The organism is Mesoaciditoga sp. (assembly GCF_054006115.1).
Map to the genome: position 1 here is coordinate 1 of NZ_JBPNHS010000006.1, position 19,647 is coordinate 19,647.

The 19,647-nt window shown below is 38.7% G+C and carries 16 protein-coding genes and 1 riboswitch; of the genes, 4 read left to right on the forward strand and 12 right to left on the reverse strand.

The window, feature by feature from the left end; genetic code table 11:
- Positions 1–156: 156 nt before the first annotated feature.
- The gene (locus tag ACXJIN_RS00805; RefSeq protein WP_456398704.1) at positions 157–744 is read left to right on the forward strand and encodes a transposase; all 588 of its coding nucleotides are present in this window, start codon (positions 157–159) and stop codon (positions 742–744) included.
- Between the two features lie 111 nt (positions 745–855).
- Positions 856–1,143 (forward strand): carbohydrate kinase family protein, encoded by a 288-nt coding sequence (locus ACXJIN_RS00810; RefSeq protein ID WP_456398724.1) that lies wholly within the window; start codon positions 856–858, stop codon positions 1,141–1,143.
- A 23-nt stretch (positions 1,144–1,166) separates the two neighbouring features.
- Here the strand turns inward: ACXJIN_RS00810 and ACXJIN_RS00815 are convergent, their stop codons facing one another.
- From ACXJIN_RS00815 to ACXJIN_RS00870, 12 genes are all read right to left on the reverse strand, one after another.
- Positions 1,167–2,276, reverse strand: a complete 1,110-nt coding sequence (locus ACXJIN_RS00815) for an NAD(P)H-dependent flavin oxidoreductase (RefSeq protein WP_456398706.1) — start codon at positions 2,274–2,276, stop codon at positions 1,167–1,169.
- A 34-nt stretch (positions 2,277–2,310) separates the two neighbouring features.
- A complete protein-coding gene (locus ACXJIN_RS00820) occupies positions 2,311–2,514 on the reverse strand; it encodes a uracil-DNA glycosylase (protein WP_456398707.1) in 204 nt (67 codons plus the stop codon).
- Positions 2,515–2,638: 124 nt separating this feature from the next.
- Positions 2,639–3,289 (reverse strand): anaerobic ribonucleoside-triphosphate reductase activating protein, encoded by a 651-nt coding sequence (locus tag ACXJIN_RS00825; protein ID WP_456398709.1) that lies wholly within the window; start codon positions 3,287–3,289, stop codon positions 2,639–2,641.
- Positions 3,286–5,160, reverse strand: coding sequence for a ribonucleoside triphosphate reductase (locus tag ACXJIN_RS00830; protein ID WP_456398710.1), 1,875 nt, complete (start codon positions 5,158–5,160; stop codon positions 3,286–3,288). The genes ACXJIN_RS00825 and ACXJIN_RS00830 overlap by 4 nt, the downstream gene beginning before the upstream one ends.
- Positions 5,161–5,298: 138 nt before the next feature.
- Positions 5,299–6,441, reverse strand: a complete 1,143-nt coding sequence (locus ACXJIN_RS00835) for an aspartate-alanine antiporter-like transporter (RefSeq protein WP_456398711.1) — start codon at positions 6,439–6,441, stop codon at positions 5,299–5,301.
- A gap of 15 nt (positions 6,442–6,456) precedes the next feature.
- Positions 6,457–7,290: a succinate--CoA ligase subunit alpha gene (locus ACXJIN_RS00840; protein WP_456398713.1), complete on the reverse strand. Its 834-nt coding sequence runs from the start codon at positions 7,288–7,290 to the stop codon at positions 6,457–6,459.
- Complete coding sequence (locus tag ACXJIN_RS00845; protein WP_456398715.1) at positions 7,287–8,306, reverse strand: ATP-grasp domain-containing protein; 1,020 nt, start codon at positions 8,304–8,306, stop codon at positions 7,287–7,289. Before ACXJIN_RS00845 ends, ACXJIN_RS00840 begins: the two co-directional genes overlap by 4 nt.
- A gap of 50 nt (positions 8,307–8,356) precedes the next feature.
- Positions 8,357–8,535, reverse strand: a riboswitch (cobalamin riboswitch).
- A 44-nt stretch (positions 8,536–8,579) separates the two neighbouring features.
- A complete protein-coding gene (locus tag ACXJIN_RS00850) occupies positions 8,580–9,371 on the reverse strand; it encodes a Nif3-like dinuclear metal center hexameric protein (RefSeq protein ID WP_456398717.1) in 792 nt (263 codons plus the stop codon).
- 98 nt (positions 9,372–9,469) lie between these two features.
- Complete coding sequence (locus tag ACXJIN_RS00855) at positions 9,470–11,308, reverse strand: ABC transporter substrate-binding protein (protein ID WP_456398725.1); 1,839 nt, start codon at positions 11,306–11,308, stop codon at positions 9,470–9,472.
- Positions 11,309–11,388: 80 nt separating this feature from the next.
- A complete protein-coding gene (locus tag ACXJIN_RS00860; protein ID WP_456398719.1) occupies positions 11,389–13,221 on the reverse strand; it encodes an ABC transporter substrate-binding protein in 1,833 nt (610 codons plus the stop codon).
- A gap of 21 nt (positions 13,222–13,242) precedes the next feature.
- Entirely contained in the window at positions 13,243–14,373 is a 1,131-nt protein-coding gene (gene iadA / locus ACXJIN_RS00865; RefSeq protein ID WP_456398720.1) for a beta-aspartyl-peptidase, read from the reverse strand.
- A gap of 161 nt (positions 14,374–14,534) precedes the next feature.
- Positions 14,535–16,490 (reverse strand): sigma-54 interaction domain-containing protein, encoded by a 1,956-nt coding sequence (locus ACXJIN_RS00870; RefSeq protein WP_456398721.1) that lies wholly within the window; start codon positions 16,488–16,490, stop codon positions 14,535–14,537.
- A 222-nt stretch (positions 16,491–16,712) separates the two neighbouring features.
- Here ACXJIN_RS00870 and ACXJIN_RS00875 point away from each other — a divergent pair, with 222 nt between their 5' ends.
- Positions 16,713–17,633, forward strand: coding sequence for a carbohydrate kinase family protein (locus ACXJIN_RS00875; RefSeq protein ID WP_456398722.1), 921 nt, complete (start codon positions 16,713–16,715; stop codon positions 17,631–17,633).
- Positions 17,634–17,670: 37 nt separating this feature from the next.
- Positions 17,671–19,110: a glycosyltransferase gene (locus tag ACXJIN_RS00880; protein WP_456398727.1), complete on the forward strand. Its 1,440-nt coding sequence runs from the start codon at positions 17,671–17,673 to the stop codon at positions 19,108–19,110.
- The last annotated feature ends 537 nt before the right edge of the window (positions 19,111–19,647 follow it).

Here is a 19,647-nt window from a genome sequence, read left to right on the forward strand (position 1 = left end):
TCAAGGACTATTTCAAGCATCCTCAGCAATTGCCTTAATGAACTTATTGTAAATTTGGGACCCTACCAGCGCTAAAGAAATTAAAGGAGCTACATTGTTAGGAGATTCATGGTTTACTCACTCATACGTTGTTGAAGCCGCTGTAAGTGGTTCAAAGTGAATTTCATCGGGAGAATGAAATCGAGCTTCAAAGTCAAAATAGATTCATCTGTTATGAGCGTAGGTGAATACCAAAAGAATTTGGATATGACCCAAGTACAAGAAGCGAAAATAAATGTTGAAAAGATGCGTGTGCATGAAAGAATATCTTGTTTTCAAGCGTTTAGATTCATCTTAAAGCATGTTGTTTGTGAGAATGAAACTGGCGAGAGGATAACACTCATAAGTACGGATGTGAATCTCAGTGGTGTTGAGATAGTCAAGAATTATCTTGAACGTTGGAAGATAGAAAGCTTTTTTATTAAGATGGCAAAGCAAGAGCTTGGACTCAAAGACTGCAAACTTTTGAGTGATGCGGCTCAAGAGCATTGGATGTTGTTAGTCATCTTAGCGTACATGATTTTCAAAGATCATGAAATGTTGTTGAAAGAGAAATCCAAAAATGCGACGAAGAAAGATACATTTGAAATGATTCACGATGCGCTTTCGCATCTAAGGTCAAAGATGAAATCTGTGAAAAGGAACTTCGAGCTCCTTCATTCGAGATTCAAAATGCCAGAAGCCACGCCTGTTTTCGACACGTAACATTGTTTGTAATATTTCTCGTAACATATTTTGTAATGTTCACGCACAACATGAGTTTGTGATTATCTTTTACCCAACGAAGAAGAATATAGCGCTATTTTTGGGAAAAATATTCCCACCGCAACGGTTAAAATATTTGAAAAACTGGGAGAAAAAGGCGCAAAGTACATCGAAAAAAATGAAGAATATTCTATTCCCGCTTCACAAGGAGGCAAATTTTCGTTGGGATGTGGTGATGCTTTTGATACTGCCGTTTTGTACGGTTTGCTCAACAATAAAACACCTCTCGAGGTTCTTAAAACGGCAATTAAAGCTGGTACAGCCGCTTCCTTCATTAAGGAAAGCTCTACGGCTGTTGTAGAAGCCATAGAGAACGTAAAACACTATTTTGAACTTTAAACTGGGTACATCTTATAAGGAAACTAATTTAACTTCTCACAACTTTCGGCATATTCTTCTTTTAACTCCTCGATTAGCTCTTTGACTGATACGATCTTGCTTATGCGGTAAGCATTTGCTCCCGCAAAAGTAAATCCATCGTCCAGTTTTCCTTCTTTGGCATTTGTCAAAGCACGAGCTATACAGTAAGGAGAGGTCCTGAAATCACAAGTTTTTAAGCACTTCCACGGGCATTTAAATGGTTTTCTTATTCTTTCCTTTTCTACGTCTTCTATGAATTTGTTTCTTATGGCCCTGCCCGGCAGTCCGACTGGGCTTTTTATTATCTCCAAGTCTTCCTTTTTGCATTTTAAGTACATTTCCTTGAATTTCTGGGAAGCATCACACTCGTAAGTGGCGACAAATCTGGTTCCCATTTGAACACCTGCTGCACCCATTGAAATGTATTTACATATATCCGAACCGTCAAATATGCCCCCCGCCGCTACAACAGGGATTTCCTTGTTGAATCTTCTTTCATACCCCTTAACGGTCTCGAGGATCGGAGGAAATATTTTCTCCAAAGCGTAGTTTGGATCGTCTATCTGTTCCTTCTTAAATCCCAAATGTCCACCAGCCATTGGCCCTTCCACAACCACTATGGAAGGAACATTTCCATAATTTTTGGCCCAATAATCGAATATTATCTTTGTCGCACGTGCGGAGGAAACTATGGGAACTACCTTGGTGAAAGGTTCTTTTTCTCCTTGAGGCGTTACTTCTTCTGGAAGTTTCAAAGGAAGACCCGCACCCAAAAAGACGAAGTTAACCTTTTCCTCTGCCGATATTTTTATAAGTTCATTGGCATCCGTTAAGGCCATCAGGACGTTCACACCTATAAGGCCATCGGTCATCTCTTTGGCTTTTCTTATTTCTTTTCTCAGAGCACGTCTGTTAGCACCCTTGAAATTTCTTTCAAAATCTTCTTCAAACATTCCTATACCTGCCGCTCCGATGACGCCTATTCCTCCTTCATTGGCAACAGCCGCCGCCAAACCTGATAGGGATATTCCCACGCTCATTCCACCTTGAATTATAGGCACTTCCGCTATATATTTTCCAACCCTTAAGGGAGGCATATATTTTTTATTCATCTTTCACCTCTTAAATATTTTTAGCCTTTTGCCTTTACCCGTTCTTTAAGCTTTCATCCAGACTTCCATCTGGCAACATCCAATCTGGATGATACTTTTCACTTTCTTCCATTTGGTACCTTACACAGCTTTTCCAATCACCAAAACAATACTTTTCTACCCATTTCTTATCTATTTTCCCTGCTTCATAAAATCTTTTCATTGGACAAACAGGATACCATTTACACGTTTTATACATTTTAAAACTCCCTTCTTAAGTGAAATGACTATTTGATTTTAACATTCAATCTTTCAAAAAACGAATTGAACAATCTCAATTATACGTGTTACTGTAATTTTTGGACTCTGTTGTTTTCAGTTTTTTATCGAACTTTTATTTTATCTACTTTTAAGTGTTGAATATATGGAATATCCCTGTCAATTTGAAAGTTAGGAGTGCTTTTTGCGAAAGTCAAGAAAACATTTTCCCCATTTTCTGAAAATTCAGATAAAAAGTCTACATCTTTTTCATCAGAAAGTCCGGGAACGTAGGTCATCCTAAGTTCATAGGAAACCTTGTATTCTCTCAAGATTTCCACCGTTTTTTCTACCTTTTCCCACATGTTAATATCTATCCCGGTAAGAAGCGGATATTTTTCTGGTCTTGATTTTATATCAACAGCGAAATAATTAGCAATTTCCAACATATCTTTTACCATGTTTGGATTTGAACCGTTAGTATCCACCTTCACTAAATAACCAAGCGATTTTAAAAATTCAACAAACTTTGGAAGTTCTGAATGAATGGTTGGTTCTCCTCCAGTAACACATATAGCATCAACTCTTTTTCTTATTTTTCCTCTTAATGCCATTTTCACATTTTCCATATTGTCATCAAGCGATTCCTCACCGTAAGCTATTTTCCAATTATGACACCAAGGACACCTAAAATTACATCCAGAAGTAAACACCACTGCTGATGGTCTTCCCGGGTAATCAACCAAGCTAAATGATCTTAAGCCAGCTATCCTCATTTTTCAGTAACACCTGTCTCAATTTTAAACATGGATCTTTCATTGAACTCTTGACGTTTCCCGTCATTCCAATTTTGAACTGGTCTATAATAACCAACAACTCTTGAGTACACTTCACATTCTTTTCCACAGTAAGGACACTCAAAATGTTCTCCCGGAATGTATCCATGTACCGGGCAAATGGAAAAAGTTGGAGTTATCGTGATGTAAGGAAGAGGAGTTCTTTCAATAATTTTCTTTACGAACATTTTCAAAGCTTTGTAATCTGTTATTTTTTCCCCTACAAAGAAATGTGCTACAGTTCCTCCAGTGTACTTAGGTTGTAAGTTTGATTGATGTTCAGCCACTTCAAAAGGATCTTCACTTGAGGAAACAGGGAGCATTGTCGAATTTGTGTAGTACGGATTCTCTTCTGTTCCAGAAGTTTTTATATCGGGATAAAAAGATTTATCTATTTTAGCAAGTTCATAAGATGTGCTTTCCGCTGGTGAAGCTTCAAGATTGTAAAGATTTCCTGTGATAGTGGTAAAGGCTTCTAATTTTTTTAACATGTAATCGAGAACTTGCTTTGCGAAATCCATACCTTTTTCAGTTTCTATTCCAACACCGAGGAAATTGAGAAGGGATTCGCTCATTCCTACAAGACCTATAGTAGAAAAGTGATTTGCCCAATATTGACCTGTACTCTCTTTTATCGTTCTAAGATAGAATTTTGTATATGGATATAGACCTTTTTCTGTAAAAGCTTCCACCACTTTTCTTTTCCTTTCAAGAGATTCCATTGCTATTTCCATGACGGAATCAAGTCGCTCAAAGTATTCATTTTTCGTTTTTGATAGATATCCTATTTTGGGAAGGTTTACGGTGACAACACCTATGGAACCCGTCAGCGGATTTGAATTGAATAGACCTCCACGCCTTTTTATCTCTGTAGTGGAGCTTTCATCCTGATTGACAAAATTAAATGACAGCTTTTCCAGATGTTCTTTAACATCTTTGTTGTTAAGTCTAAGTCTACAACACATGCTTCTTGTATCTTCTGGATCCATATCTGAATTTACAAAATTCGCAAAATATGGAGTTCCAAATTTCGCGGTCATCTGCATTATCATATTCACAATTTCGCTATCCCATTCAAATGATTTTGTGATATTGTAAGTTGGTATCGGAAATGAAAATGGACGTTCGTCACCGTCACCTTCAAGCATAACCTCTATGAACGCCCTATTCAACATGTTCATTTCTTCTTGAAAATCTGAATAAACTTCTTTCCGTTCTTTACCACCAATTATCACGTGTTTTTCTCTGTACAATTTTGGTACGATCAAGTCCATTGTTAAATTGCTGAAAGGTGCTTGAAATCCGGCCCTTGTAGCAACATTCATGTTAAATATGAATTCTTGCATGGCTTGTTTAACCTGATCGTAGGTGAGATTATCGTATCTGATAAATGGAGCAAGAAGAGTATCAAAACTGGAAAAAGCCACAGCTCCCGCCACTTCTCCTTGAAGGGTATACAAAAAATTGACTATCTGCATCAAAATAGTCGAAAAGTGCTTTGCAGGTTTTGAAGAAACTTTTCCGGGTACCCCTTTTAAACCAACTCTTAATAAATCTTCTAAATCCCAACCAACGCAATATGCGGATAGGTAACCCAAATCATGTATGTGGAACCATCCCTCTTCATGAGCTTTTTTGATCTTTTCATCATAAACATGGTCAAGCCAATATCTCTTTATTGCATTCTTATAAACATGGTGTTCAAGTCCTTGAAGTGAATATCCCATGTTTGAATTCTCTTTAACCTGCCAGTCGCTCTTATAAATGTAATCCTCTACAATTTTTCTTATATTCATATAAACACCCCTCATTTCAATATATAGTATTTATACCAAACATATATACTATATATAGTATATAAAAACGATATAACTTTGTCAAGTATCAAGCAAGTATTATTTCGATATCTCTTAAATTAATTGCTTTATTTCCATACAAAATCTCTGAGTTCAAGACAAATTCATTATCATCACGAAGATGATCATTCCGAGAAGAGCAAAAGGGTAAACTGCTCCATATCCTCCTACCGTTTCTTCACTTTTTGTGTTGTCGAACGCAGCTCCAAGACCCGGAGTGCTTGTCATTCCACCACATAGAGCTCCTGCAAGTAAGTTCCAATTCATTTTGAAAACGAATTTCCCTATTAGAAATCCAAAAAAGATTGGAATAAATGAGATTAAAAAGGCGAGAAACATGTAAATAATTCCTGTACTGTTGAAAGAAGTTACCGTTGTGAATCCATATTTTAATCCAACAATTGAAAGAAAGAGCAGCAATCCCAGGTTTTTAACGTTGTTTAGAATTTGATTGTTCATGGAAAAGTTAAACGGCCCCAAATTCTCCAAATAACCGAAAAAAAGCGAGGAAGTTAAAGTTCCACCTGTAAGACCTAAACTAAAAGATGATATTTTGAGTTTTCCCAAGACAATCCCAATGATCACAACTAAACTAAAAGCCATGAAGTCAAAAGTACCCTTTTCTTCACCTTTTGTTTTTTTAGACGATTCTGTACTTCTAAAGCTTTTTCTTTTAAGCAAAATTGGCACGAGGGACATAAAAACAACGACAACCAAAACACCCGGGACATATCCGAGTGCGTACCCGTAACCTATCAAACTTTCCGATGAAGGCGTTGAAGATACGCCAAGTGCTGCTGCCAATCCAGGTGAACTTGTCATTGCACCTGTGAATATTCCCAAAAAAATGTACTTGCTTCCGTGAAAAGCTTTTTCCAAAAGCAGGGTAAAAATCATCCCAATAAACGTCATAAAAAAACCCAACAAGAGGAATTTTAAACCATACTTTTTGAAAAGTCCCCCTATGTCTTTTCCTGCAAGCAAGCCCACCGCTGAGATAAAAAGTATTAAGGAAAAGTGAAAAAGCTCTCCAGAAATGTTCAAATTTGACGCTTTAGAGAAGTATCCAGCATGTTTAAGAAATGCCGTTATAAGCCATCCCTCAAAAAGTCCAACAAAAAGAGCTCCTGAAAAGCCCAATTTAAATTTTCCTATTTCAATTTTTCCGATTCCAACACCAATTAAAATTGTTGAAAAAATCAAAAAGAATTGGTTTGATAAGATCTCATACAGCATTTCTTTTCTCTGCTTTTAAATAAGCTCTGGTATTGTTTGAGCAACAGTTATTCCCAATTTCTTTAATTCTCTTTCTTTGTATTCTACACTTCCGAAATATCCAAGAACTATTGCACCTGCATGTCCCATTCTCTTGCCTCTTGGGGCAAATCTTCCTGCAAAGAAGACTTTTATTTCTCCTTTATAGCCTATATCAAGGGCATGCTGAATACCATCTATTTCTTCATTTCCTCCCAATTCGCCTATGATCCTGACTTTTGTTACGTTTTCTTTAATTAACCAATCAAAAACTTCTGCAATTGAAGTCCCCGTAATGGGATCCCCACCTAATCCGATGGCGACTTTTATTCCGCTTGAATGCAATGAGAGATAATTCGAAACTTCGTACATTAAAGTGCCACTTTTAGATATAACAGCTATATCTCCAGGAACGAAAGCTTTTTCCGGCATGATGCCTATTTTACTTATTCCGGGCAATATCAATCCTGGACAATTGGGTCCGATTATTCTTACATTTTTTTCTTTCGCAACATGATATAAATGTAAAGCGTCATACTGAGGAATGTGTTCGGTTATAATCACAATTTTCTTGATCCCAGCATCGATAGATTCCAAAACAGCATCTTTTGCGTACATTGCTGGAACGAACACCACTGAAGTATCAACGTCATATTTAATTACTGCATCTTTCATACTATTCAAAACAGGTATCCCATCAGTGTCCATCAGTTTGTTTCCTTTTGAAACCCCACACACAATATTTGTACCATATGCCTTCATCTTTAAGGCGTGAAACGTTCCATATTTTCCCATTCCTTGAACACACACTCTTTCTTTTCCTGTAATCACATCTCATCACCTGCCACAGCGCTTTTCACCATTGAATACATGTCGTTGTAATAATTAATATGATTTTTTTCTAATACCTCTTTTGCTTTTTCTTCGTTTGTCCCGGTTAACCTAACGTAGAGCATGTAATCTGGGTTTCTCTTTTTGAAATCGACAATAGCCCTCGCTATTTCATCGCATTTTGTGATCCCGCCAAATATATTCATAATGGTTTTTCTAATTCCATAACCTTTAAGTGTTTCAAGTGCAAACACTGTAACATCTTTGTTAGCCCCTCCGCCAAGGTCTAAAAAATCAGCTGGCTCACCGCCGAAAAGCTTAACCATATCTATGGTTGCCATTACTATGCCGGCTCCGCACCCGATTATTCCTATATTTCCTTCTAACTTAACATAATTAAATGGATAAGGATTTTCTTCTGCAAATTTTTTGACCCAGGATTGCCTGTAAATTGCTGAATCGTCTAAATAAAAAACTGCATCAAGTGCTATAAATTCTCCATTTTCCATTTCGCCAAGAGGATTTATTTCAAGAAGTGTTATATCTTTTTCTAAAGCTATTCTTCTCAAAATAAGAGCAATTTTCGCGGTTCTTGGATCAATATTTTTTACCATCCTATCGAATTGCCCTTTGACAAAATTCTGTGAAGTTTCCACATCAATTCCGCCGTCATTTGAGTATATAAGAGAGATATCCTTCTCATCCCTATCAAGAATTAGTGAAAGATAATGTTCGTGTTTTGTTGGAATTTTTTCTTCAACCAGCACCCCAAATGGAATTTCATATTTTATCTTTTTTCCAAGAAGAATTTTGAGTCCATGTTCAAACTCTTGAGGCGTATTGACGAAGAGCACACCACCATTTTTCATTCTGCTTCCAACCAAAACTTGAGATTTCAAAACGCAAGGAAGAAAAAAATTCTTTGGAGATTCTCCTTTTCTTACAAGGAAGGACTTTGGTACGGGAATTCCGTAAGAGCGCATGATCTCTTTAGAAAGAAATTCATGCAATTTCATAAAATCACCTCCAACAATAAAATATCTTCTCACTCCTCCCTAGAGGTTGAGAAGCTCTCCGGATAAAGGCAGGTCTCCCGACTCTCAGATCATCCTACTTTCTGCGCCTTCCCAACAAAAAGTCAGTGGCTATTGCAGATTTCGTCCCTGATCACGGTGGCTGGGCCGTGATAGATTTTCACTATCTTCCCTATTAAACTTATTAAGTACCTTTACCTTCGGAGGTATTCAATTTTTAAGTTAATCGGATTATAACATTTCGATCGCAGTTAATCAATCCAGTACATGATAAAATTTGTCGTTGAACTCCACGAACTGTAAGTAAGGAAACCTTCTTTCAAGTTTTTCCCTTATCGATTTAGAAAAGAATTTTTCCGTATCATCATGCTCGATTGCTATCATTGCCATCTTATTTTGAACCATCTTCCTTATGTCACGATACTGAACATCTCCAGTAACGTAAACATCTACATCGCTTTTCAAAACATCATCTATCAGCGCCAGTCCATTCCCCGTTCCAATTGCAACTTTTTGAATTGGCTTTTTCCCATCCCCTACAATTTTCAAAGTGGATGCGCTGAGTTTTTCTTTTACCTGCTTGGCAAAGTCATTTAATGACAAAGTTTTTTTTAACACTCCTATTCTTCCCATTCCATGCGGGCTACTCTGATCACCGTTATGATGCTGCAAAGGGTGCATATTTTCAAGACCTATAAGCTTTCCGACGTAATCGTTCAATCCCCCTTTCACGGAATCGTAAGCCGTGTGAATACTGTAGATGGTTATGTCATGCTTCAACGCCAGGCTCACTATTTCGCCGTACCAATCAGATTTTAAAACGGTCCTTGAAGGGATAATTATTGGCTGATGATGAGATATAACGATTTGACAGCCGCGTTCTATCGCCATCTTAACAGTTGTCGGTGTAACATCCAGACAAGTCAAAATACACTTGACATCCACATCTGCGCCTTCAATTTGAAGACCATTGACGGCATCGTATTTTTCTGTAAGATTTAATGGTACCAGCTCTTCAAATATCTTTAACGCTTCGCTAACTCTCATTTCAATTCCTCCAATTGCCATTTTTTTATATTATAAATCGAAGCCGAGGGCGGGGGCTCCCTCGGCTCGCTTCGTTGGACGCGCTGGTAAGTATACCATCACTTAGAAAGTTTATAGAAATCCAATCCAGCCATTAAGCTCATTGGATTGTAATACCAACCTTTTACCCATGTTCTTTCAACATGATGACCGAATGGTTGAATCATGTAAAGTTCCACGGCGTAATCATGTGCTTTCGTTGCGAGCTCTTTGTAGAGCTGGGCTCTTTCTTCTGGAATACTTGTCTTCATTGAGGCAACTATAAGAGGATTGAACTCTTTCTTCGCCAATTTCTTAAAGTTCTTTCCCAGGAAAGCTCCATAAGTTCCAAAACTGGAAAGAAAAGGCTGGGCAAAATCGTAAGCGTCTGGGTAATCCGCCGTCCATCCCATAACGAAGAATGGAAGCCTTCCCGCGAACACATCATCAAGATAAGATGCCCACAATTCGCTTGCCACATTTATTTGGAACTTTGGATTGATCTTTCTAGCATAGAACTTTATCATTTCACAAGCCAACCTTCTCTGCTGGTTGCCGGTGTTGTAAACTATGGTGAATTTAAAGCCTTTTTTCCACAATTCACCGTTGTAAGCCTTTTTGAAATACTCAGTGGCCTTTTGCAAATTGTAATCGTAAGATGGAACGTCTTTGCTGTAACCAAGTAATCCTTTTGGAATGCAACTGTTAGGTATCATTCCCTCTCCATTCCACACTTCATTTATGTATTTTTCATATGGGAAAAGGTATTCAAATGCTTTTCTGACATTTATATCACTGAAGAAATCTGGCGGTATACCGTTTCCATCCAGCTTTCCACTTCCAATGAGGGATTTGCCTTTTGCGTTGACATTGAAATTGAAAAATCCACTGACTATTTCTAGAGTTGGGAATCCTTTAAGCACGCGAACTCCATCCATTTTCTCTACCTGAGACATGTATTGTTCTGGAACGTATATTATGTCGGCGTTTCCACGTTGAAGATCAAGTTTTCTGGTGGTGAATTCGGGCACGCGTTTTATTATCGCGTATTTTACCTTTGCCGGTGTATTCCAATAGCCGTCAAATCTCTTGAAGACTATCTCCCTTCCTCTTGTCCATCTGTCCAACATGAATGGACCACTACCATTTTCTATGGAGTAAAGGGGATCTTTTTCACGTGTTGGATTGTTGTATTTCCACCAATTTTCCGCCGTCCCCGGCCAAGCACCATTCTTGATCGCCCATTCTTTATCTTCTATACTTGTCCATCCAGCGTAATGCGCCAGCATTGAAAGAAATGGCGGGTAAGGATGGGGAAGATGGATTATCAAAGTATCACCATTTATTTCAAAGTCTTTATCCATCAACTTGAATGTCTTCACTATGGCATCTTTATACTGCGGTTTCAACATTTTGTTCTCATCAAACATATCTTTCCATTTGACACCCGCAAATTTTTCAGCCCATTGAGTTATTGAATCGACGTAATTTCCGTCTATAGTCGGAAAAAGCGCTTCGGCGATCATCCAGGCGGCTCCACCACTTCTATCTAACACGAGAAGCCTTTCAAATGAGTATTTCACATCTTCCGGTGTGAGAATATCGCCGTTATGAAATTTAACACCCTTTCTTATATGGAAAACGTATGTTTTTCCATTATCAAGAATGGTTCCATCTTTCACTGAAGGAACGTTCGTTGAAATCATCGGAAGATAATTCTTCAAACTCGTTCCATCGTATTGAATTAGGTTATCGTACATCTGCGACACGGCTTCAACCGAAGCGGTATCGTAACACCATGCTGGATCAAGCGAAGGTATGGTTCCAGTCGTTTCTTCGATTATGGTATCTGGATTTGCCATCCCACTCGCAAAGATGAATACCCCCATCATCAAAATGATAGCGGTTAAAAACAGCATCTTCTTCACATCTCATCCCTCCATTTTTTAAAATTGGGTGCCTTCATAAGAAGGCACCCCGATATGCTCTTCTCAAAGTTTTAGTACTTCGATAAGGCGTAAAAGTCTTCCATTCCTCTAAGCATAGGATTGTAATACCATCCGTGTATCCAGCTTCTTTGTACATGATTGCCTAACGGCTGGAATAGCCACATTATAGCCGCTTCTTTGTAAGCCTTCACGGAAAGTTCTCTGTATATTTTCAGCCTTTCTTTAACGTTTGTCGTTTCTTCGGCCTGTTCTATTAAAGGATCAAATTCTTTCTTTGCCAATTGTTGATATCCCTTTCCAAGCGTCAATCCATAATAGCCGTTACTGTAAAGGAAAGGATATACAAAGTCATCGGCATCAGGATAGTCTGCAAACCAACCTGTCATGAAATAGGGTAGCTTCCATTCCAGGCGATCTCTTACGTACGAAGCCCAAATCTCAGATTTAACCTCTATTCTGAATTTTGGATTGATCTTCCTTGCATAAAAACTTAACATCTCTGCCACTTGCTGAGTTGTTACACTGCCTGTTATGTACACAACGGACATCTTGAATCCCTTTTTCCATAATTCACCGTTGAATGCCTTTTTGAAATACTCTGTGGCTTTTTGCAGATCGAAGTGATACGTTGGAATTGTAGGATCATACCCGAATATTCCCTTTGGAATAGGACCATTTGGTTGAATGGCGTTGCCATTCCATACTTCTTTTATGTAAAGTTTATAAGGGAACATGTAAGAGAACGCCTTTCTAACGTTTATATCGCTAAAGAAATTCGAAGGTATACCGTTTCCATCAAGTTTTCCGCTTCCAACGTATGGATTTCCCTTTGTGTTAATTGTGTAAGTCATAAAGCCAGCATCTTCTCCCAATATTGGAAGCCTCTCGATGACCTCAACACCGGGAATGTTTTTCACCTGAGGAATGTATTGCTGTGGGATGGTTACTATATCGGCATCTCCGTGTTCAAGCATCAATTTTCGTGTGGTGTACTCTTTCACAACTTTAATTATGATGTTTTTGATCTTAGCTGGTTTTCTCCAATATCCATCAAATCTGTGGAGCGTTATCTGTACGCCTCTTTGCCACTTTACCAAAACGTAAGGTCCTGTGCCATTGGCAATTGAATAAAGGGGATCCTTTTCACGGACTGGGTTGTGATATTTCCACCATGTAGAAGCTTTCCCATCCCACGCTCCATTTTCAACAGCCCATTTTTTGTCTATTATGTAAGAACCACATATACCATGTGCGAGAATGGATATAAGGGAAGGATAAGGTTTCGGCATGTGAATGATCACATCATTTCCTTTTACCTCTATCGATTTATCCAGGACATTGAAGGCTTTAAGAATGGCATCTTTATATTCTGGTTTAAGAGAACCATTTTCGATCATGTCACTCCATTTTTTCACGCCAGCGTATTTCACCGCCAAATCAGCCAAGCTATCCACACCGGTGAGTGGCCTTGTAACCATCCACGATGGACCACCAGAACGATCGAATATTACCAGTCTCTCCAGAGAATACTTCACATCTTCAGGTGTAAGTACATCTCCGTTATGAAATTTCACATTTTGGCGTATATGAAATATGTACGTCTTGCCGTTATCAAGGATCGTTCCATCTTTTACAGAAGGAACGTTGGTAGAGAGCATCGGTAGAAATCGAGATGTGCTTGAAGCATCGTATTGAACCAAACTCTCATAAATCTGGAAATCCACGTTGTTGGACGGTGGCGAATAGGGCCAAAACGGATCAAGACTCACTATATCGCTATCCGTCAATTGAATGATCGTATCCGGATTGGGAACCGTTGCGAATGCAAGAGCTCCCGCAAGCAAAACCATTAAAAACGTTAAGAAGAAATAACGCTTGGACAAGATAAACACCTCCCTTTATTTTCAAACACCACTCTTGTTACCATCCAAAGCATGAACTTCCCCTCTCACCATCACAGCGTTCACCGTTAAATCTGATGGATTCACAAAAAGTATATCCGCTCTCTTCCCCCTTTCAATTTTTCCAGAATTGAATCCAAAAAAACCAGAAACATTAGAAGTGAACATCCTTAAAGCCTCTTCAACGCCCATTCCAGTTTTTACACATTCTCTGAACGAATTCAGCAGAACGGAACAATCTGATACTCTTATAGAATCCAAATCTCCATTTCCATTAAAAGAAGGCAAACTTCCTTGCGCATCGCTACTGATAAGGACATGTTCCAAATTCACATCCTCTTTTAAAAGGAATTTCACCGCTTCTTTTACAGAAACGCTTCCACTTTTTTCATCAACTGCCGTTAAATCTATGTATCCTCCACTTTTTACCCATTTCGCTGCATCTTTTAAGAGTTCGTAATTCCTATTCACATGGGTGGGAAGAAAGACATTTTTGTTTATTTCCCCATCCTCAACGGCTTCAAAGAGCAAAGAAAGCTTGGTTGGTAATTTGCCCACATGGACTATTATCTTTCCGCTTTTCTTTCCTATCAACGAAGAAACGTAAACTTCATGAGCAACCCTTTTCAATTCCTTTACATCAACGCCACTGCTCCGTGTATCTGATATAGCCAATTCACCAACACCTATGACAGGTTCGATGAGTACCATATCCTTTTCTATACTGCCGGTGATAGTTTTAACCGGATAAGAATAAGACCCGCTTACCATGTAAGCGTTTATACCATCTTCCCTTAAAGCCATGGTTTTTGCAAAAAGAGATATCAAAGATCTTGTAACAGAATCAGTTCCCAAAAGTCCAACTACACCTGTTACTCCACACTTTAAGAGTTTCTTCGTTTTTATCTCTTCTATTCTTGAAATAAAGCCCGCTTCCCCACCTCCTCCTATTACGTGCACATGACCATCTATAAAGCCCGGAAAAGCGTACATTCCTTTCATATCTTTGACGGGAATGTTTGCGTATTTTTCTTCTTCAAAGATGTCTTCGATTATCCCGTTAGAAATTAGCAAGTTTTTCTTGCCCATATAACGTGGAGAGTAAACTTCTAAATCTTTCAAAACTTTTAGCATATGGCATCCCCTTTTTATGTATAGCAATATTCATGCCATTTTTTAAGTTAAAAGGAGAATGCCATATTCATTGATAAAAGAAGGATTGTAAGAAGGATAGAAAAATAAAATGGATCTTTAATTGGAACACATCGGAATTTAAGCAGATGAAAATCGCTATTTTATCCTCTATCTTTCATATAATTCGTCTCTAAAAATTGGATGCCCATTTCTGTAATTTTGGTTCCATTTCTTCCGCGACTTATGGAGATAAAACCTTTTCTTTGTAGCTTTTCCAGGATTTTCCTTGTTTTTCTTTCGTTCATCCCGCAAGCTTTTGCCACCTTTTGCCTTCCTGAATTACCAATGTTTTTCAAAAATCTTAGAACCCTTATTTCCTCCTCACTTATCTCATCCGATAAAAGCATCCTTTTTGAAAGATACGGCGGAAGTTCATTAAATCCTATCTCACCGGAAAAGAGGTTTCCAACGTAATCGATAAAATTCTCCACTTCTCTGATGTTTCCTGGCCATTTGTATTTTTTCAGCGTTTGTAAAACCTCTTTCCTTATGAATATGTCATAACCATTCTTGCTTATCAAAAAGTTAATTAGCATTTCAAGATCTTCTATTCTTTCACGTAAAGGAGGAAGCCTCAATTGAAACGTGGATATTCTATAAAAGAGATCCATTCTGAATTTGCCGCTTTCCATCATTTCAAACAAATTGCCGTTGGTTGCCGCTATAACCCTGACATTTACGGGTATAAGCTGAACTCCTCCCACTCTTATGATCTCTTTTTCTTGAAGCACTCTCAACAGTTTTGATTGCAAGGCGAGAGAAAGTTCGGATATCTCGTCAAGAAAAATCGTTCCTCCGTTTGCAACCTCGAAAAGCCCCAACTTTCCACCTTTCTTTGCCCCGGTGAACGCCCCTTCAACGTAACCGAAAAGTTCACTCTCCAACAATTCTTCTGAAAGAGATGCGCAATTTATTGGAACAAAAGGGCCACTCCTTTTTGAATAATTGTGAATGGCTTGTGCGAAAAGCTCTTTTCCTGTACCGCTCTCTCCTTCCAACAATATGGGCGCGTCAGATAAAGCCATTTTCTTGGCGAGCTTTATCGTCTTTTGTATCTCTTGCCCTCCCACGATGTCGGTGAATTTTGAATGGGCTATCATTCCTGATTTCTTTATTTTAACCATTCGCTTTCTTTCGATCTCTCTGTGAAGTTCGACAGGGTAAAAGGAAACGATCGTGGTTCCGAAGGGAGTTGTCTTTGAATTCAACACCATTTCCATATCGTTTATTTCCACTATTTCGTTGTGCAATTCCTTGGCCGCATACTTTATTCCAAGTTTTTTCAACACTTTTTTTGCATTTTTTGAAGCATCGCGGCTGTCAATTCCGGCATATTCCCGGGCAAATTCGTTGAAGAAAACGATTTTCCCGTCTTCCTTCGAAAAGGCCATCACCGCCTGACGAGCCATAGAAAGGACAGTTTCCAGATCAAGCCTTATGGCAGCCATATCAAAGAGGAATTTTTGAAGGGCGGGTTGGGTGGATTTAACGGTTTTTGAATACTTGGAAAGTTCTTGAAGATCTTCCCACTTAAACAAATCCAACATGAAGAGTAATTCTAAAATGGTGGAAGGTTCAAATATTCTATCCCCAACATCCACGATCTTTGGCACAAATGAAGGAACGTATCTACTTTCTCCGGGAGTTATGGCTATTTTACATTTTGGAAATCGAACGCATCCAGGATAGTAAGGATAAAATTTAAGGCGAAGACCGAATTCTTTAAAAAGGTTAACGGTTTCTTCGGCAGTTTCTTTCGTGTCATTTACCACAAGCACTGATGTCCCCTCGGGAATGGATTTTAACCTTCTCCATCCAGCGAGTGTTATCGTACGTCTTGGAGTTAAAATGGGGACAGATTTGTTCACAGGAGTTGAAACGTATTTGGCAACAGCTCCCCCCGACAACACCACCACATCCACATCACAAAGCACATTTTTCTCATTTACGATATAGCGTACAAACTCCACCTTACCTTTTAAGATATGCCTAAGCTCGTTCTCCAGTAATTCCAAAACGTTGCTTTTTGAAGAAACTAATCCTATTCTCTTTGGCAATCAAACATCCCTCCTCATGATAATTATATCCTAATACTTGCTCATCCTAGGCGTCGATGTTACAGAGCATTTCAAAAAGGGACTAGATTTCACCCTCGAAGTCCTGTCAGAACGGATTCGCTCTTCTTACCATTCACGACTCACCAACTATACAGCTTGACAAATCAAAATAGCATGGTATATAGTGAAGCAACGAAAATAACAAAAAGCGAAGTGAAAACGTTGAATATTTTGGTAATAGGTGAACTACTTATAGACTTGATATCCAAAGAATACGTCAAAAATCTATCCGAAGCAAAAACATTCGAAAAACACTTTGGCGGCTCACCAGCCAACATAGCGGCCAATCTTGTTTCTTTAGGAATAAACCCCATTCTTCTTTCAAGAGTTGGAAACGATTCCCTTGGAAAGGCGCTGGTTGAAAAATTAAAAAGCCAACATATGGAAACGAATTATATCCAATTCGATCCAATTTATCCAACATCCGTGGTTTTGGTCTCAAAATCAAAAGGTACACCAGATTTTCTTCCATTAAGAGGCGCTGATTTTCATCTTGAGCTTCCAGAAAATGCGGAAAAGCTTATCACAAAAGTGGATTTAATTCATTTTAGCAGTTGGCCCATTTCAAGAGAACCTTCGCGTTCAACGGTTTTAAGCATCATTTCACTCGCAAAAAAACGGAATGTAAAGATATGCTTCGATCCAAATTACAGAAAAATATTGTGGGAAAAGGGAGAAAACGGGACTTATTTTATAAAGAAAATGCTAAAAGATATCTTCCTTATGAAACCCTCATTAGATGATGCAAAATGCCTTTTAGGGGATATGGCACCCGAAAAATATATTCAAGCTTTCCACGAGCTGGGCGTCAAAAACGTTGTTCTAACGTTGGGAAAAGATGGGGCTCTGGTTTCAAACGGAAAGGCAATAAGGAAAGTGCCCTCTCTTGCAAGAAAAGTAGTGGATTCCACAGGAGCCGGAGACGCATTTTGGTCAGGCATGTATTACTCTTTACTAAAAGGAAATGATATATTCGAATCGGCAAAATTCGGAAGCGCCACGGCGGCGTTCAGAGTCGAAAATGTGGGCTCCGACACTCCTCTTCTGAGTGTGAAAAAAATCGTCGAAAATTATCTCCAATAACAACAAAACAAATGATGAGAGGATGAGTTAATTGAGAATGGCGTTTTTCAACCCTCAAGGAAATTTTGATCCGCATGATAGTTATTGGACATCTCATCCGGATTTTGGCGGGCAACTCGTTTACGTAAAAGAAGTGGCAACAGCAATGGCATCGCTTGGGATAAAGGTGGATATTTTCACCAGAAGAATAGAAGATCCTCAATGGCCTGAGTTTTCTTCTAAAATTGATCATTATCCAGGTGTAAGCAACCTCAATATAGTTAGGATAAACTTTGGAGGGGAAAAATTCCTTCCGAAAGAAAAGCTTTGGTCTTATCTAAAAGAATATGTCAAAGGAATAGAGAAATTTTATCAATCTGAAGGGGAAATGCCGGATTTCGTCACGGGGCATTACGGTGATGGAGGTATATCTGCCGCTATGTTTGCCAGTATAACAAATATCCCTTATTCCTTTACCGCTCACTCGCTTGGCGCACAAAAGATGGATAAACTTCACGTGACCAAACAAAACATCGAAGAAATGGACACGAAATACAATTTTTCTACACGAATTCAAGCAGAAAGAACCGCTATGAAGTACTCATCTTTTAACGTCGTAAGCACCTCGATGGAAAGATTTGAACAGTACTCGCATAAACTTTACAAAGGATGGATAAGCGTGGCAGACGATGAAAAATTCAAAGTCATTCCGCCTGGCGTGAATTTGAAAATTTTCAACGAACATTCTTTCGCACAAGATGAACATATGGAAAAAAGATTGGAAAATGTGGTCGCCAAGTACGCCACTTCTTCGAGGATTGGTCTTCCGCTCATAATACTTTCCAGTCGAATAGATCAAAAGAAAAATCACATTTCAGCTTTAAAAGCGTATTTAAATGATGAATGGCTCAAAAATCACGCGAATTTCTTGATAGTCGTTCGTGGCATGAAAAACGTGTATGAAGAGTACAAAAATCTTGAAGAAAATGAAAAAAACGTGCTTTCTGAAATGGTCAATTTGATTCAAAAGGAAAAAGCAGAAGATCGTGTTTTCTTTATCCAGGCAAATGGTCAAAATGAATTGGCTTCGCTTTACAGGATCGCTTCGAAGAAAAAATCCATCTTTTGCAACCCCGCACTTTACGAACCTTTTGGACTATCCATTATAGAGGCCATGGCATGCGGATTGCCGGTTGTGGCAACAAAAAACGGTGGCCCTTCTGAGATACTGAAAGAATCAGGTCAAGAGTATGGAGTGTTGGTGAATCCAGAAATTCCATCTGAAATCGCAAAAGGATTTACAGAACTTTTGAAAAACACGGACGCCTATCTCGCATTTCAAAGAAAAGGGTTGATGAGAGTAAAAGAAAAATATACGTGGAACGCCACGGCTAAAGGATACTTAAAAGCCATAAATGAGTCAAAAGCTCCCTTTAAAAAACCCGAAATTCCGAATTTCTTTTGGGAAGGCAAATTAGCCCCAACGCTAAATCTGTGATATCAATCAAGAGTCTCTGCTGTTTCTGTTTGGTTGAACAAAAAGTGAATAGCAAGCGGCGCACTTACAGAAGAGTATCTGAGAGTGCGTCGTTTTATGAGTCTTCAAATGAGGGGTTCACAAGCCTCGGCAAGTGTTTTGAGGGATGGAAAAGCTTTTAAAATGACTATAACTTCTCGGTTCTCTACCGGATTGTGTGGGTAACATATTTCGAATAATAGCATCCTTTAACATTTTACTACCGCTTTCCAAGCGATCAAGGTGATTTTTTTCGAAGTCTTGTCAGAACGGATTCGCTCTTTTTCCATCTTACGATTCAAAATATGAGGCACGCTCAGACACTCGTCCATGAGTGCTTCGCTTTCTCGGCACGTCCTGTGCCTCTCAACCTCATATTTGTGAATCTCCAGATGGGGATCTCATATGTTCTGACAAGTACTTCGAGGGCGCTTGTCCTTTTACTTGATAACAAGGTATTTTGGGATGATTTTGTTCAGCTGCAACGACAGACAGAATAGAGAATTAGCATGCTTTACC

Bases quoted from the DNA above. Each gene is read 5' to 3' on its own strand.
- ACXJIN_RS00815 (WP_456398706.1), bottom strand. From the start codon at position 2,276: ATGAATAAAAAATATATGCCTCCCTTAAGGGTTGGAAAATATATAGCG.
- ACXJIN_RS00820 (WP_456398707.1), bottom strand. From the start codon at position 2,514: ATGTATAAAACGTGTAAATGGTATCCTGTTTGTCCAATGAAAAGATTT.
- ACXJIN_RS00825 (WP_456398709.1), bottom strand. From the start codon at position 3,289: ATGAGGATAGCTGGCTTAAGATCATTTAGCTTGGTTGATTACCCGGGA.
- ACXJIN_RS00830 (WP_456398710.1), bottom strand. From the start codon at position 5,160: ATGAGGGGTGTTTATATGAATATAAGAAAAATTGTAGAGGATTACATT.
- ACXJIN_RS00835 (WP_456398711.1), bottom strand. From the start codon at position 6,441: ATGCTGTATGAGATCTTATCAAACCAATTCTTTTTGATTTTTTCAACA.
- ACXJIN_RS00845 (WP_456398715.1), bottom strand. From the start codon at position 8,306: ATGAAATTGCATGAATTTCTTTCTAAAGAGATCATGCGCTCTTACGGA.
- ACXJIN_RS00850 (WP_456398717.1), bottom strand. From the start codon at position 9,371: ATGAGAGTTAGCGAAGCGTTAAAGATATTTGAAGAGCTGGTACCATTA.
- ACXJIN_RS00855 (WP_456398725.1), bottom strand. From the start codon at position 11,308: ATGCTGTTTTTAACCGCTATCATTTTGATGATGGGGGTATTCATCTTT.
- iadA (WP_456398720.1), bottom strand. From the start codon at position 14,373: ATGCTAAAAGTTTTGAAAGATTTAGAAGTTTACTCTCCACGTTATATG.
- ACXJIN_RS00880 (WP_456398727.1), top strand. From the start codon at position 17,671: ATGGCGTTTTTCAACCCTCAAGGAAATTTTGATCCGCATGATAGTTAT.